This is a genomic window from Streptomyces lateritius (genome assembly GCF_014649715.1).
In the GTDB taxonomy this organism is placed as follows: Bacteria; Actinomycetota; Actinomycetes; order Streptomycetales; family Streptomycetaceae; genus Streptomyces; species Streptomyces lateritius.
On record NZ_BMTO01000009.1, the window covers coordinates 340672 to 355767 of the forward strand.

The window sequence follows — 15096 nt, forward strand, 5'->3', positions numbered from 1 at the left end:
CACTCACTCTTTGCCGGACGGTTTCTCTTGGCTGAGTACATCTACACGATGCGCAAGACGCGCAAGGCGCACGGCGACAAGGTCATCCTCGATGACGTGACGCTGAGCTTCCTGCCCGGTGCGAAGATCGGTGTGGTCGGCCCGAACGGTGCCGGTAAGTCCACCGTCCTCAAGATCATGGCCGGCCTCGAGCAGCCGTCCAACGGTGACGCGTTCCTGTCGCCCGGCTACAGCGTCGGCATCCTCATGCAGGAGCCGAAGCTGGACGAGTCCAAGACGGTCCTGGAGAACGTCCAGGACGGCGCCGCCGAGATCATGGGCAAGCTCAAGCGCTTCAACGAGGTCGCCGAGCTCATGGCGACCGACTACTCGGACGCGCTGATGGACGAGATGGGCAAGCTTCAGGAGGACCTGGACCACGCCAACGCCTGGGACCTCGACGCGCAGCTGGAGCAGGCCATGGACGCGCTGGGCTGCCCGCCCGGCGACTGGCCCGTCACCAACCTCTCCGGTGGTGAGAAGCGCCGCGTCGCGCTCTGCAAGCTGCTGATCGAGGCCCCGGACCTGCTTCTCCTCGACGAGCCCACCAACCACCTCGACGCCGAGTCGGTGAACTGGCTGGAGCAGCACCTCTCGAAGTACGCGGGCGCCGTCGTCGCCGTCACGCACGACCGGTACTTCCTGAACAACGTCGCCGAGTGGATCCTCGAGCTCGACCGCGGCCGCGCGATCCCCTACGAGGGCAACTACTCCACGTACCTGGAGAAGAAGGCCACCCGTCTCAAGGTCGAGGGCCGCAAGGACGAGAAGCGCGCCAAGCGCCTCAAGGAAGAGCTGGAGTGGGTCCGCTCCAACGCCAAGGGCCGTCAGACCAAGTCCAAGGCGCGCCTCGCCCGTTACGAGGAGATGGCGGCTGAGGCCGACAAGATGCGGAAGCTGGACTTCGAGGAGATCCAGATCCCGCCGGGCCCGCGTCTGGGTTCCATCGTCGTCGAGGTCAACAACCTCTCCAAGGCGTTCGGCGACAAGGTCCTCGTCGACGACCTGTCCTTCACCCTGCCCCGTAACGGCATCGTCGGCATCATCGGCCCGAACGGTGCCGGCAAGACCACGCTGTTCAAGATGATCCAGGGCCTCGAGGCCCCGGACTCGGGCACGGTCAAGATCGGCGACACCGTCAAGATCAGCTACGTCGACCAGACCCGCGCCAACATCGACCCCAAGAAGACGCTCTGGGCCGTCGTGTCGGACGAGCTGGACTACATCAACGTCGGCCAGGTCGAGATGCCGTCGCGCGCGTACGTCAGCGCCTTCGGCTTCAAGGGGCCGGACCAGCAGAAGCCCGCCGGTGTCCTCTCCGGTGGTGAGCGCAACCGTCTGAACCTGGCGCTCACGCTCAAGGAGGGCGGCAACCTGCTGCTCCTCGACGAGCCCACCAACGACCTCGACGTCGAGACCCTGTCCTCGCTGGAGAACGCGCTCCTCGAGTTCCCCGGCGCGGCCGTGGTCATCTCCCACGACCGTTGGTTCCTGGACAGGGTCGCCACGCACATCCTGGCGTACGAGGGTGACTCGAAGTGGTACTGGTTCGAGGGCAACTTCGAGTCCTACGAGAAGAACAAGATCGAGCGCCTCGGCCCGGACGCGGCCCGTCCGCACCGCGCCACGTACAAGAAGCTGACCCGAGGCTGAGCGTGCGCCACATCTACAGCTGCCCCCTGCGTTGGTCGGACATGGACGCCTTCGGGCACGTCAACAACGTCGTCTTCCTCCGCTATCTGGAGGAGGCGCGGATCGACTTCATGTTCCGACTGGCGCCGGGGAACGGCTCGCCGTCGTTCGCGGGCGGGTCCGTCGTGGCCCGGCACGAGATCGACTACGTACGGCCGCTGGTGCACCGGCACGAGCCGGTCACCATCGAGTCGTGGGTCACGAAGATCGGCGCGGCGTCGCTGACGATCGCGTACGAGATCAAGGACCCGGACGTCACGTACGTACGGGCCTCGACGGTCGTCGTGCCCTTCGACCTGGAGGCACAGCGCCCGCGGCGGATCAGCGCGGAGGAGCGGGCCTTCCTCCAGGAGTACGTCGACGACGGGATGACGGCCGCCGCATGATCGCGCCGCTGCACTTCGCCGACGCCAGGGAGGCGGCGGACCTCGCCGCCTTCCTGGGCCGGCTGATCCACTACGACCGGGCCGCCGCCGTCCGCCTGCAGGCGGGAAGCGGCGCGCTCGCCGTGTTCGGGCGGCCGCCGTCGTTCGAGGTGCTGGCCATCCGTACGGCGCGGCTGGTCGACGACGTGCGGCTGGACGTCACCGTCTCGGCCGGCGAGCTCCTGGAGGGCATCGAGGAGTCGGCCGGCAAGGCCGTCGTCCCCGACACCGTCACCGGCCCGCCCTGGGCCGGTGTGCTGCCGCCGCGCGGCGGCTGGGAGCCGGTCGGGGGAATGCCCGGCGCGATGGAGCTGCGGGGCGCGGTCGCCGCGGCGGTCGCCGAATTCCGTTCCCGGGACGAGGAGTTGCCGCAGGAGCGGCGGACACGTGCGGAGCGGGACCGGCTCGGCCGCGAGATCTGGTCGCGCACGGTCGCGGGTACGGACCTTCCGCTCCGGGCGGTCCACGCGGCCCAGTCCCTCGGCTTCCTGCCCCCGCACGAGGTCCCGGTGGCGCTGCTCGCCTCGGGTCCCTGGCTCCGGCTCCGTACGCCCTACGGATCGATCGCCCTGCGTACGGCCCCGATGTCCCTGACGCTCACGCCGGGCGCTCCTCGCTGAGCCTTTGCCGACGCCCGCGCAGCGCGCCCGCCGTGGCCGCCGCCAGTAAGGGCAGCGCAAGCAGTGCCGGCCGCCACGGCGAACTGGAACCCTCCACCGCCGGGGCCACCCGGCGCTCCGCGTCGTAGGCGACCCGCACCTCCCCGCCCTCGGGGGCGGCCCGCCGGTCCTCCGCGAGGGACGAGGGATAGCCGCCGGGACAGCGCAACGCGTGGTGGTACAGGGTCGTTCGCGCGCCGCCCTCGCCGACCGACTCCCGGAGCTCCTCCCGGATCTTCGTCACGACGCAGGTGGCGGTCTCCCCGCGGGCGGCGGCCTGGTCGGCCACGGCCACGGTCAGCAGAAGTCCGCCGATCAGGGCGAGCGCCCCGAAGAATCCGGTGTTGCCGTCGACCAGCAGGAAGTACGCCGCCCCCGCGCCGACGACCAGGGCTCCGCCGACCGACACGGCGACCGTGGTGGACGGCGACGAAGACCCTCCGAAACACCAGGCCGCCCAGGCGTACACCAGCACCGCGGTGACCGCCGGTACGGCCGCGACCAGCCGACCCGGTGAGCCCTGCGACGACTGCGTCGGCTGGGACGACTGCGACGGTTGTGACGGTTGTGACGGCGACTGTGATGGCATGGACACACCCCCCGCCAAGGGGGACGCTCCCGCATCCCCGCCAGGTTCCTCAGCGCTCCTCGTCGTCCGGCCACACCCCGATGTGGTCCCGCTCCAGTTCCAGCATCACGCGGTGCTCCATACCCAGTGCCTCGGTGTACTCCGCCGGGAGCTGCAGCCGGCCCGCCCGGTCCAGCATCGCGTACTCACGAGCCACCAGGGACTCCTGCCCCTCCTCGTCGACCTCCGTGCGGCGCAGGACCTCCGAGGACGTGCGGCCGTCGCGGATGGCGACCGTGCGGCGGACCTCGGAGGCCACCGCCTGGTCGTGGGTGACGATCACGATCGTCGTGCCCAGCTCCTCGTTGGCGCGGCGGAAGGCCGCGAAGACCTGCTCGCCCGTCGCCGAGTCCAGCTCACCGGTCGGCTCGTCCGCCAGCAGCACCGACGGGTTGTTGGCGAGCGCGACCGCGATCGCGACCCGCTGCTGCTGACCGCCCGACATCTGGTGCGGCCGCCGGTCCCGGCAGTCCGCGACGCCCAGCATGGTCAGCAGCTCCTCCGCCCGCGCCGCCTTCTTCGCACGGCTCGACCGGCCGCCCCGCAACTGCATCGGCAGCGAAACGTTCTGTGCGCCCGTCAGGTACGGAAGGAGGTTCCGCGCCGTCTGCTGCCAGACGAAGCCCACCACGTCCCGGCGGTACCGCAGCCGCGCCTTCGCGTCCATGGCCAGCAGGTCGCGGCCCGCCACCTTCGCCGCGCCCGCCGTCGGTACGTCGAGGCCCGCCAGGATGTTCATCAGCGTCGACTTGCCACTGCCCGACGCCCCGACCAGGGCCATCAACTCGCCCTCCTCGACGAGCAGATCGAGGCCCTGGAGCGCCTGCACCTCCACCCCGTCCGTGGTGAAGATCCGTACCAGCCGGTCGCAGGCGATCAGGGCGCCGTGGCCGTACGAGGGCCGGTCGCGCCGCGCCGCCGCCCGCCGCTCCAGCTCGCTGAGGGAGGTGGGAGCGGAGCGAGACGTGGAAGTGGCCCCGGCTCCGGCCCCGGTGGCCCCGGTGGCCTCATTGGCTCCGAAGGCCCCGGAGGTCTGAGAGGTGTCGGTCGTCGTCATCGCGCGTCCCCTGCCCTGAGTTCCTTGATCGATCCTCTGCGCCCCGACCACCACGCCTGGACGGCCGCCGCCGCCCCCGCCAGGACCACCACGCCCGCGGCCGGCAGCCCCAGCGACCACGGATCGGCCCGCAGTGGCACGCCGTCGAGGCCGGCGAGCCCCGGCGTCGCCGACAGGGCCAGCCGACCCAGGTCCACGCCCGGCGCGAGCAGCAGGATCGTCGCCCAGCCGACGAGGGTCCCGCCGACCGCGGCGAGCAGGGCCTGCGGCAGCGCCTCGAGACCGAGCAGCCGCCGGCCCTGCCGCCGGGTCAGGCCCATCGTCCGCAGCCGGGCGAGCAGTGTGGCCCGTTCCGGCGAGGTCTGGAGGAGCGACAGGAGGACGGCGAGCACCGCGTAACCGGCACCCGCGCCGATCGCGGCCAGGTAGATCGACTCGGCGCCCGACTGCATCGGCGAGTCCACGTACGCGGCGCGCCGTTCGGTGCGCAGCGCCACCGAGAAGTCCGGGGACTTGGCCGCCACCGCCTTCCGCAGCGCGCCCCCGTCCAGCGACGGCCCCGAGGCCAGCAGCGCCGTGTCCGCCCGGTTGGTCAGGTCCGCGCCGTTGACCAGCAGGAAGTCGGCGCCGGACAGCGCGGGGGTGGCGGTGCGGACGGCCACGATCCGTACCTTGAAGGTGCCCGCCGCCGCCGCGATCTCCTGCGGCTCGGTGCCGAGCCGCGCCGCGACCCCGGGGGAGGCGACTGCCGGAAGAACCCGTTCCGGATCGATCCGGCCACCCGTTCCGGTGGACTTCAGCAGGGAGGCGGCGAAGGGGCCGAAGCCGGTCCGCCGGGCGATCCGCTCGTACGACTCCGGTTCCACCCCGATCAGCGGCACGCCGCGCGTCTCCGCCGCACGGCCCGTGCCCACCGGCAGCGGGATCCCGTACTCGACCTGGAACGTGGTCACGTCCCGTACCCCCGCCGCCCCGCGCACCGCCCGCGCCAGGCCGGCCGGCAGCGGCATCGCCTCGGCGTTCCCCGCCACCCGCGCGTCCGCGCCGGTCTCCCGGAGCGCCGCCCGGTCGCGCGCGTCGGCGACGCCGGCGAGCACCGAGCCGCCGAACGCGGCCGTCGTCAGCGCCACCAGGAGCGCGAGCAGCGGCAGCGTGCCGGTCGCCGAGGACCGCCCGGCCCGGGCGAGCGACAGATAGCCGACCGCGCCGCGCAGCCTGCGGGCCGGCCGGGCCGCCCACCGCAGCGGCAGCGGATACAGCCGTACGAGAACCAGCGCGGCGATCAGCGCCACCAGTACCGGGGCCGCGCTGACCAGGTAGTCCCCGGCATCGGCCGTGCCCCGGCGGCGCAGCGCGACGACCGCGCCGACGGCCAGGACGAGCAAGGTGAGTTCGGCGACCGTACGTCCCTTGGAGGGGCGGGCGTCGGCCAGGTCCTCGCGGCCGCCGTGCGTGAGCGGCCCGCGGTGGAGGAACAGCGCGCGCAGCGGCAGCACCGCCACGGCGAGGAGCGCGACCGCTCCCGCCGCGAGCAGCGCGGGCAGGAAGCGGGCCCCGGGGAGCGCGAGCGTCGCGAGCAGCAGTCCCAGGCCGGCCGCGGGCAGCGCCAGGACACCGGTCTCGCCGAGGAGCCGGACGCCGATCCCGGCGACGGAGCCGCCTCGCGAGCGCAGCAGCGCCAGTTCGGCGGCGCGCCGCCCGGCGAACAGGCCGCCGGTCATCGCGAGCACGACCGCGGCGACCGCGCCGATGCCGAAGGTGGCGACGGCGACGACCGGCGCGACGGCCGCGCGCAGGGAGCGGTAGGCGCCGACGAGTTCGTCGAGGCCGGTGGCGACCGCGCCGGACCGGCCGACCGCCTCGCGGACCTTCACCAGGCCGGGGCCGCCGGAGAGCGAGGCGATCGCCGCGCTCAGCCGGGGCTCGTCCTGCGCGGTGAGGTGGCCGGAGGCGGGGGCGAGCCGCCAGTACAGCTCCGGGTCGCCGGTGCCCGACAGGAGCACCGGGCCGCCGGCGGGCGCGAGCAGCAGCGCGGCCTGCCAGTAGAACCGCGTGCCGTCGCCGCCGGGCTTCAGCGCGTACACAGGCGTGCGCAGCAGCGGTTCGGCGGACCAGTAGCCGCCCTGCGAGCGCACCGGTTCGACGATGCCGGTGACGGTCACGGCGAGGGGAGTCGAGGAGAACCTGGCCGGTACGTGCACCACCGAACCGACCTTCAGGCGCAGCGACTTCGCCGTCTCGACGGTGACGGCGGCCTCGCTGGTCCCTTCGGCCGGGTCGGCCTTCGTGGGCAGCCGGCCCTCCCGTACCGTGGCGTGCTCGGCGAGCCCGGACGGTGCGGTCAGGGTGAACTCAGGCGGCAGCTTGTACGGCTGCGGCAGCCAGGGGTCGAGCCCGATGACCCGCTGGACGGTCCGCACGCCGTGCACGGACTCCTCGGGGTCGACGCGGAGCGGGGCAGGCAGCAGTTTCTCCAGCTCGGCCCGGTCCTTGGCCAGTTGGTCGGGTCTCATGCCCGCCTCGCGGGACTCCCGCGCGAGATCGGGCGGCGGGGGAGGGCTGGTGATGTCGAGGACGGTGAGACGGGGCGGGGCGGTGGCGAGGTCGTGCCGCAGGCCCTCCGTCTCGTACACGTCGACGGCCCGGGGGAGTGCGGCGGCCAGGAACGCGGTGACCAGCACGAGGAGTGAGAAGGCCCAGGCAGCCCCCGGCGCGGTCCGCAGCCGGGTCCGGACCCAGGGAGCCACGGCGCGGACGGGCTCGGCGGACATGGCGGTCGCCTTTCTCGACGGTGTCCTCGACGGCTTCCTCGACGGTGTCCTCGGGGCTGCCGGATGTCCCGTACGCATCAGTCGCTTCAGCGGCCCGCCCATCAGTGGTCCCCCTGGTGGCGCAGTGTCACGGCCGGGTCGGTGCGGCGCAGCGCGATCCCGGCCACGATCAGCAGCGGCAGCGCGGCCACCCCGGCGAGCAGCAGGGCGACGTGCCCGGGCGGGAGTTCGACCAGGACGCGGGGGACGGGCCGGGCCGCCTGTCCGGTCAGGACGACCAGGGGCACGACGGCCCGGGTCAGCACGGCGCCGAGCGCCGCACCGACCACCAGACCGATGCCGACCAGCAGCCCCTGCTCGGCGGCGATCAGCCGGGCCAGTTGACGGCGCGGGGCACCGAGCGCCCGCAACACCCCGAACTCGGCGGACCGTTCCCGCGTGGAGCCGGCCGCGCTGACCGCGAAGCCGACCGCCGCGAGCGCCGCCGCGGCCGCCGCCACCGCCATCAGCGCCGAGTCGGGGCCCGCGCCCAGCGGGTCCCCGAGCAGTTCGGCGGCGGCCTCGTCCCGGACAAGCACCTGCGCGGGGTCGGCGTCCGGCCGCGCCCGCAGCGTCCGGGCGACCTCGTCGGCGCGCCCGGGCGCCGTGGTGAGCCACCACTCGGTGGGCGGCAGGGTCGCGCCGGTGTGGGAGGGGTGGGAGAGGAGGAACTGGTTGACCGCGCGCAGGTCGACCAGGAGCGCGCCTCCGTCGTCGGGCGTGGCGGTGGGGGCGGCCGCGGACACGGCCCGCGCGCCGGGCCCGGTGGTGGGCAGCTCGCGGGCGGTGTCCACGATCGTCACGGTGACCCTCATGCCGCCGAGCGACGCCTCGACCCGGTCGCCCTTCCTCGCCCCGGCCGCCGCCAGGAACGCGTCGGTCGCCACTCCGCGCAGGGTCGCCGGCGGGGCGGGGCGCGGGGCGGTGACCCGAAGACCGTAGTCCTCCCTTCCGGCGAAGGGGCTCGCCGCCGTCTCGGCCGAAACGGCGCCGACCGAGAAGCCGACGGTGTACGGCGTCGTGGGGGTGGAGCGAGCGGCCAGTGGTACCGCGTCCCGCCGCTCGCCGTGGGCGGTCTCCTGGTAGCCGGTCTTCCAGGAGGCGAAGGCGCGCGCGGTGTCGACCGGCCTCTCCGTGCCGTCCTGGAGGAGGGAGACGAGCCGGTCCACGCTGAAGGTCTGCTGCCCGCCCTCGCCGTCGCGGACCCGTCCGTCGAGCTCGACACCGGTCAGCGTGAGCGGACCGACGGATACGCCGCCCCGGAGGCTGAGGCTCAGCCGGTGCGGCTTCCCGTCCGGGGGGAGCGGGCCGAGGAGTTGGCGGTACGGAATGCCGTACTGGTCCTCCAGTACGACCGTCACCTGGGCCGGCGCCGTGCCTGCCGGCGCCGTGCGCCGCAGGTCGAGCGCCACGCCCGCGGTCCCGGAGGGCAGCGGGATGCCGGGACGCGGACCGGCCGCGGGCGCCGACGACGTCAGCAGCGACGGACCGGGGCGGTCGGCGAGGTCCGCGCGGAGCAGGAAGCCGTCGGCGGCGAGGCGCGTGTCCAGGGCGAGGACGGTCGCGGTGCGGTTGCCGGCGACGTCCATCGTGGCGCGGTGCGCGGGGGACGCCGAGCGGACACCGGGCAGCGAGGAGTACCGGCCGGCCTGGGCCGGGTCCGCCGAGCCGCTGGTGAGGACCCGTACTGCCGTTCCCGTACGGAAGTCGGCCTGGTCCTCCTGCGATCGGCTCCAGGAGGCGCTCTGCCCGACGGCGAGCATGCCCATGGCGACCGCGAGGACGAGCAGCAGCACCGGGCCCGCCCCGCGCAGCGGCCGGCGGCTGAACTGCCAGCCCGCGAGCGCGGCCGGCAGCCCGCGCCCGCCGGCGGCGCGCCGCTCGGCGAGCCGGGCCGCGGGCGGCAGCAGCCGCAGCGTCAGGACGGTGCCGGCGAGCAGGGCGAGCGCGGGGGCGGCGACGAGCAGGGGGTCGATGCCGAGGCCGCCCTCGCGGTCCCCGCTGAGCGCGCCGCTCCCCGAGGCCCCGGTCTGCCGGTCGAGTTGCCAGTAGGCGACCGCGGCGAGGACGAGCAGACCGACGTCGGCCCCGGCCCTGACCGGCGCGGGCAGCGCGGCCGTGCGCCCCTTGCGCAGCGTCACGGCGCCGCCGTCACCGGTGCTCAGCGCGGGGGCCACGACGGCGGCCGCGCAGCACACGGCGACGATGCCCGCGACCAGCCAGACCTGGCCGAGCGGGATGTCGTCGAGTCGTACGCCGAGCGAGCGAAGCGAGGACCGGTCGGCGAGCAGCCGGGTCAGCGGCCCGGCGAGCAGCGGCGCGATCACGGCCGCCGGCAGCGCGAGCAACAGCGCCTCGACGGCGGCGAGGGAGGCGATCCGGCGCCGCGAACCGCCGCGCGCCCGCAGCGACGCGGTCTCCCCCGACCGCTCGGAGCTGAGCAGCCGGGCGACGAGCAGCAGGGCGTACGCGGCGAGCAGCACCAACTGCACGGCCACGATCATCAGCGTGGAGCGGGAGACGAGCAGGGCGCGTTCGGTCTGCTCCAGGACCGTCGGCAGCGCGGTCCGCACGCTCGCCGTGGAGCCGAAGGCGGCGGTGTCGGCGGCGAGCGTCTGCGGCACCCGCGTCGCCGAGGCGCGCAACGCGTCCATCCGGTCGGTGGTGACGCCGGTGAAGTCGGCGGTGGCCAGCCAGGACGTCTCGCCCGGGGTGATCTGCCCGGAGCCGAGGACGGCCGGGTGGGCCAGGAGCGGACCGTATGTCGTGAAGACGACGGTCTTCACCCCGCGCCCGCCGGCCGGGTCGAGCTGCCAGTACGGGTCGGTGAGGTCGGCGGGCCGGTAGACGCCGGTGATACGTGCCTTCACCGGCTTCCCGCCGATCCGGTCGGTGAGGTCGAGTACGGTCCCCGGGCGGACGCGCAGCCGCTTGGCGGCCTCTTCGGGTACGGCGGCCTCGACGGTCCTCGCGGCGGCGGAGGCGCCGGTACCGGAGGCCGTGGGCCAGGCCCCCTCGACGAGGGTGAGACGCGAGCGGTCGAGCGCCGCGACGTGGGTGAGGTCGGGCTCCCCGAGGCGCGCGGCCGGGTCCTGAAGACCCCGCGGCAGCGCGTACGGCCCCGAGAGCTCCAGCCTCCGCACGCTCACGGGCAGCCCGTCGAAGGCCTTCCGCGCGCCCTCCCGGGCGGCGGTGTCGGCTCTCTCCCGCCGCTCCACCGGAACCTGCGCGGCCATCACCAGCGCGGCCGCGGGGGCGGCGCGGCCCCGCAGCGTGCCCTGCAGAGCCGCGTCACCGATGGAGCCGGAGAAGGCGGCGAGGGCGGCGAGGACGGAGGTCGTCAGCAGGACGGCGAGCAGCGCCGCGGCGAGCAACAACCGGTGTGCTCTGACGCGCAGAAGTACGAACCCCGTCACCCATCCCCCTGAACCCACCGAACGCACATCGAACGTTCACGTACGTTCATCGGATGCTTTCAGAGGGCACCGGCCCTGGAAACCGCTTGCACGGGGACCTTGACTGGATCGTGACCGTTATCCGGGACCACGGCTCCGGAATGCGTTACTCCGCGGTGTTCACCATCGACGCCGCCGCGTACGTCAGGTAGTTCCACAGCTGCTGCTCGTGGTCGGGAGCGAGGGCCAGCTCGTCCACGGCCGCCCGCATGTGGCGCAGCCAGGCGTCGTGAGCGGCCTTGTCGACGGTGAACGGGGCGTGCCGCATGCGCAGGCGAGGGTGGCCGCGGTGGTCGCTGTAGGTGCGGGGGCCGCCCCAGTACTGCATCAGGAAGAGCACGAGCCGCTCCTCCGCCGGGCCGAGGTTCTCCTCGGGGTACATCGGGCGCAGCAGGGGGTCCTCCGCGACTCCCTCGTAGAAGCGGCGGACGAGCCGCCGGAAGGTCTCCTCGCCACCCACCTGCTCGTAGAAGGTCTGCTCCTGAAGCGTGCCGCGCGGAATCTCGTTCACCGTTCCATCGTCTCAGATGACCCGGCCGAGGACCGGAGGTCTAGGACCACAGGCTCCGGGACCTGAAGGCCCGGGCCACTCGCCTCCCTCCCCGCCGCGCAGGAGAGTGGAGGCATGGGCGGACACGTGGACGGCTTCGCCGAGGAGGCCGCGCGGGCGCGACGGGCTCTCGTGCGGGAGATCGAGGCGTACGGCGCGCTGCGCGACCAGGCCTGGCGCGCGGCCTTCTCCGAGGTCCCCCGCCACCTGTTCGTCCCCTCCTACTGCGTCTCCGGGACCGGCGGTTACGAGCGGCTCCGGTCCGGTCACCCCGACCCCGCCCGCCGGGCCCGCTGGCTGCGCGGGGCCTACCGCGACGAGCCGCTGGCCACGCGTGTACGGGACGGGGAGCTGGTCTCCTCCTCCAGCCAGCCGTCCCTCATGGCCGAGATGCTGGAGGCGCTGGACGTACGGGACGGTCAGGACGTCCTGGAGATCGGCGCCGGCACCGGCTACAACGCCGCCTTGCTCAGCCATCGGCTCGGCGCGGAACACGTCACCACCGTGGACCTGGACGAGGAGATCACCGAGTCCGCCCGCACCCATCTCGCCGCCGTCGGGTACAAGCCGACCGTGATCACCGGCGACGGCGCCCGAGGCTGCCCCGACCGCGCGCCCTTCGACCGGATCATCGCCACCTGCACCCTGCCGTCGATCCCGTACGCCTGGCTCACCCAGTGCCGTCCCGGCGCCCTCGTCCTGACCCCGCTGTCCACCGGGCTGGTGCTGCTGCGGGTGCGCGACGCCGCTCACGCGGAGGGGCGGTTCCTGGCCACCCCGGCGTACTTCGTCGCCCTGCGCGGCGGCAACGCCCGCTTCCCGCGCGCACGGCCGATGGGGCTGCCCCGGCCGGCGTACGAGGACGACCGGTTCCGGTTCCTGTTCACGCTGGCGGCGGAGAGCCTGGACGCGCGCGAAGCGCTCGCGCTCTGGCAGCGCGAGGGCCGGCCGGAGCGGGAGCGCTTCGGGGTGACGGTGAGCGAGGGGCGGCAGTGGGCCTGGCTGGACGACCCCGAGGGGCCGTACGCCTGGCCACTGCCGAGCGGATGATCCGCCAACCGCTATCCGCGACGGATCGTGATCGTCGTCCAGGCGCCGACGTGCACCCGGTCGCCGTCCTGCAGGGCGACGGGCACGTACGGCTGGATCGGCTCCTCGGCGCCGTTGATCGTGGTGCCGTTGGTGGAGTTCTGGTCCACCACCGCCCACGATCCGTCCGGCTGCTGCACCAGCACGGCGTGCTGGTGCGAGACGCCCGGGTCCTCCGGCGGCACGGACAGATCGATGTCGGGCGACTCGCCGGTGGAGTGCCGGCGGCGCCCGATGCTGACCTGGTTGCCCTGGAGCGGCAGATGCTGCTCGGGGGAGTAGGCGGGCAGGTTCAGGCCCGTCGCCTCGGGACCGCTGCGCTGCATCATCGCCAGGAAGTACTCGCGGTCCGGGCCGATGAAGGCGGACCACCCCCTGGGCGCCTGCTGCTGCGGCGGCTGCGGCGGCTGGTACTGCTGCTGCGGAGCCTGCTGCTGGGGCTGCTGGGGCGCGTGCTGCTGCGGAGCCTGCTGGTGGGCCTGGGCCTGGGGCTGCTGCTGCGGCGCCTGCGGTCTCTGCGGCTGCTGGGGCTGCGAGGGCGGCGGCAGCATCCAGTCGTCGTCCGGGCGCGAGGGTGCCTGCGGCTGCTGCGGCGGTGCCTGCGGAGGGCCCTGGAGGAACGACGGAGGCGGAGGCGGCGGCCCCTGCTGGAACCCCTGCGCGTGCTGAGGCGGCTCGGGCGCCTGGGAGGGTGGCGGTCCCTGCTGCATCGGCGGGCGCTGCGGCGGCGCCTGCTGGTGCGTGGGGTCGGCGGACAGCGGCTCCGCCGGCCGGTTCATCTGCGAGGGCCGCGAGGCCTGGTACTCGTACGGATCGGACTGCTGCGGCTGCCGCGGAGGCTGGGGCTGCTGCTGCTGCTGGTGCTGCGGCGGGCGCGGCGGCGACTGGAACCCCGGCGGCAGGTTGAGCCCGGGCGGCGGGCTCTGCTGCGCGGACGGCGGGGCCACCGGCGTGTAGGAGGTCGCCGTGTTGGTCTGGAAGTTCCAGCGGCACTCCTCGCAGAACGGCGCCATGGCCTCGCGCGGGGTACGGCACTGCGGGCAGAGCTCCGCCTGGGCGGTCGCGTTCGGGTCGTATCCACCCGGGGCGGGACCGGACCCGGCCGGGCCGGGATATCCGTACGCGGGCGGCGGCGGGGGAGGCGGCGGTACGGCACCCGCCGGCGCACCCGCCCCGGCCATGCGATGGCCGCAGACCTCGCACCAGTCGTCGGAGACCGACTGGTGTCCGTTCGGGCAGGTCGGCATGTCGGTGCTTCCCCCTCTCGTCGTCCGGCTCCCTGGCCGGCGGGCTACTTCTTGACGCGAACGGTCTTGGTGGAGCGGGTCTCGAGAGTCATCTCGTCCGCTTCCGCGACCTTCGCCTTCAAACGCACAGTACCCGTCGCCGCGTCCACGACGTCCACCACCTTCGAAAGCAGTTTCGCGGTGTCCGCGTTGCCCGAGGCCGCCGCCAGCTGCACCGCGCGGCCCAGTTTGGCGGTCGCCCCGTCATGGTCACCGGCCTTGCGGGCGTCCAGTCCCTGCTGGATGACCTGGGCCAGTTCGGCCTGTCCGGTGTAGTGGGCGACCTGCGGATTGATCGAGGTGGACATCGCCATGTCGTCCGTCCACACCGCCCGCACCAGGCCCTGGCCGAGCGTCGTCGGGGCGCCTCCCGCCGGGTCCGGGACGATCAGCGAGACCCGGGCGGCGAGCATCTCCTGGCCGATCCCGGCCTGCGGCACCCGGACGCAGACGTGGTAGTCGCGCGACTCGTCGCCCCACGAGCCGGTCGGGTAGTCCCCGGCGCGCGGTCCCGCCTCCGTGCGGCGCCCGGTCAGGTCCTCCACCGTCGGCGCCACCTGCTTCACGAACGCGATCTCGACCCCGACCGGAGTCCACAGGCGCAGCGCGACATCCGCCACCTCCTTGCCCATGGCGTTCTCCATCATCGTGGTGAAGTCCGCGGCGAGGCCGCTCGGATCGGCGACGATGTCGGCCGTGCCGAGCAGCGCGGAGGCGATGCCGGTGACCTCCTTGACCTCCCAGTCCGTCCCGACACCGCGCGCGTCACAGGTGAAACGGCCCGCGCAGGCGTCCAGCGCGGCCCGCAGGTCCTCCGGCGACTCGTGCTCGTTGCGGCCGTCGGTGAGCAGGATGCCGTGCCGGATGGACACCTCGGCGGAGCCGAGGAGCCGGTCGGCGAGCCGCAGCCAGGTGCCGATCGCCGTACCGCCGCCGGCGCTCAGCCGGCGCAGCGCGTCCTTGGCCTGGCCCCGGGTGTCCGGCCCGGCGACGGCGAGCCGGCCGTTGCCGGGGTAGACCTGCTGCGCCAGGTGCGTACCGGCGACCACGGCGAAGGAGACCCCGTCGCGCAGGGTGTCGATGGCGGCGGCCGTGGCCTCCCGGGCGTTGCGCATCTTCGTCGGCGGGTACTCCATCGAGCCGGAGCAGTCGACCATGATCACCACGGCGGCGTCGGCGCCGTCGGCATCGTGCCCAGCGAGCACCGCGCCGCCGGTGGTGCCGCCGCCGGTCGAGGTGACCGTGACGATGGCGCTGACCTCACGCCCGCCCTCCGGCAGGAATTCGTTCTGGTACACGTCCACCGAGAACTGCGGCACGTTCGACTTGGAGAAGTTCGCCATCTGATTCGGCTCCTCGACAACAACGGCGTGTACGGAACGGCGTGTACGGGACAGCGTGTACGG

General features: G+C 73.8%; 11 protein-coding genes. 4 read left to right on the forward strand and 7 right to left on the reverse strand.

Annotated elements, in window-relative coordinates:
* The first annotated feature begins 27 nt into the window (after window positions 1–27).
* Genes ettA through IE136_RS20725 form a run of 3 tightly spaced genes read left to right on the forward strand, consistent with a single transcriptional unit; the run spans window position 28 to window position 2776 of the window.
* Window positions 28–1692 (forward strand): energy-dependent translational throttle protein EttA, encoded by a 1665-nt coding sequence (gene ettA, locus IE136_RS20715; RefSeq protein WP_158987382.1) that lies wholly within the window; start codon window positions 28–30, stop codon window positions 1690–1692.
* 2 nt (window positions 1693–1694) lie between these two features.
* Window positions 1695–2117, forward strand: coding sequence for an acyl-CoA thioesterase (locus tag IE136_RS20720; protein WP_158987380.1), 423 nt, complete (start codon window positions 1695–1697; stop codon window positions 2115–2117).
* On the forward strand, window positions 2114–2776 hold the full coding sequence (locus tag IE136_RS20725; RefSeq protein ID WP_158987378.1) for a DUF8010 domain-containing protein: 663 nt from the start codon (window positions 2114–2116) through the stop codon (window positions 2774–2776). The genes IE136_RS20720 and IE136_RS20725 overlap by 4 nt, the downstream gene beginning before the upstream one ends.
* Here IE136_RS20725 and IE136_RS20730 read toward each other — a convergent pair.
* The 5 genes from IE136_RS20730 to IE136_RS20750 form a co-directional block, all read right to left on the reverse strand.
* Entirely contained in the window at window positions 2754–3224 is a 471-nt protein-coding gene (locus tag IE136_RS20730; RefSeq protein WP_189601057.1) for a hypothetical protein, read from the reverse strand. The genes IE136_RS20725 and IE136_RS20730 overlap by 23 nt on opposite strands.
* A 229-nt stretch (window positions 3225–3453) precedes the next feature.
* Window positions 3454–4500 carry an ABC transporter ATP-binding protein gene (locus IE136_RS20735; RefSeq protein ID WP_229818983.1) on the reverse strand — a complete coding sequence of 349 codons (1047 nt, stop codon included), beginning with the start codon at window positions 4498–4500 and terminating at the stop codon, window positions 3454–3456.
* A complete protein-coding gene (locus IE136_RS20740) occupies window positions 4497–7271 on the reverse strand; it encodes an FtsX-like permease family protein (protein ID WP_189601058.1) in 2775 nt (924 codons plus the stop codon). Before IE136_RS20740 ends, IE136_RS20735 begins: the two co-directional genes overlap by 4 nt.
* Window positions 7272–7372: 101 nt before the next feature.
* Window positions 7373–10726, reverse strand: coding sequence for an FtsX-like permease family protein (locus IE136_RS20745; protein ID WP_189601059.1), 3354 nt, complete (start codon window positions 10724–10726; stop codon window positions 7373–7375).
* 145 nt (window positions 10727–10871) lie between these two features.
* The gene (locus tag IE136_RS20750; protein WP_189601060.1) at window positions 10872–11276 is read right to left on the reverse strand and encodes a globin; all 405 of its coding nucleotides are present in this window, start codon (window positions 11274–11276) and stop codon (window positions 10872–10874) included.
* A 114-nt stretch (window positions 11277–11390) separates the two neighbouring features.
* Here IE136_RS20750 and IE136_RS20755 point away from each other — a divergent pair, with 114 nt between their 5' ends.
* Window positions 11391–12365, forward strand: a complete 975-nt coding sequence (locus IE136_RS20755) for a methyltransferase domain-containing protein (RefSeq protein ID WP_189601061.1) — start codon at window positions 11391–11393, stop codon at window positions 12363–12365.
* A gap of 11 nt (window positions 12366–12376) precedes the next feature.
* Here the strand turns inward: IE136_RS20755 and IE136_RS20760 are convergent, their stop codons facing one another.
* Window positions 12377–13651, reverse strand: a complete 1275-nt coding sequence (locus IE136_RS20760; RefSeq protein ID WP_189601062.1) for an FHA domain-containing protein — start codon at window positions 13649–13651, stop codon at window positions 12377–12379.
* A 44-nt stretch (window positions 13652–13695) separates the two neighbouring features.
* Window positions 13696–15033 carry a vWA domain-containing protein gene (locus IE136_RS20765; RefSeq protein ID WP_189601063.1) on the reverse strand — a complete coding sequence of 446 codons (1338 nt, stop codon included), beginning with the start codon at window positions 15031–15033 and terminating at the stop codon, window positions 13696–13698.
* Window positions 15034–15096: the final 63 nt, after the last annotated feature.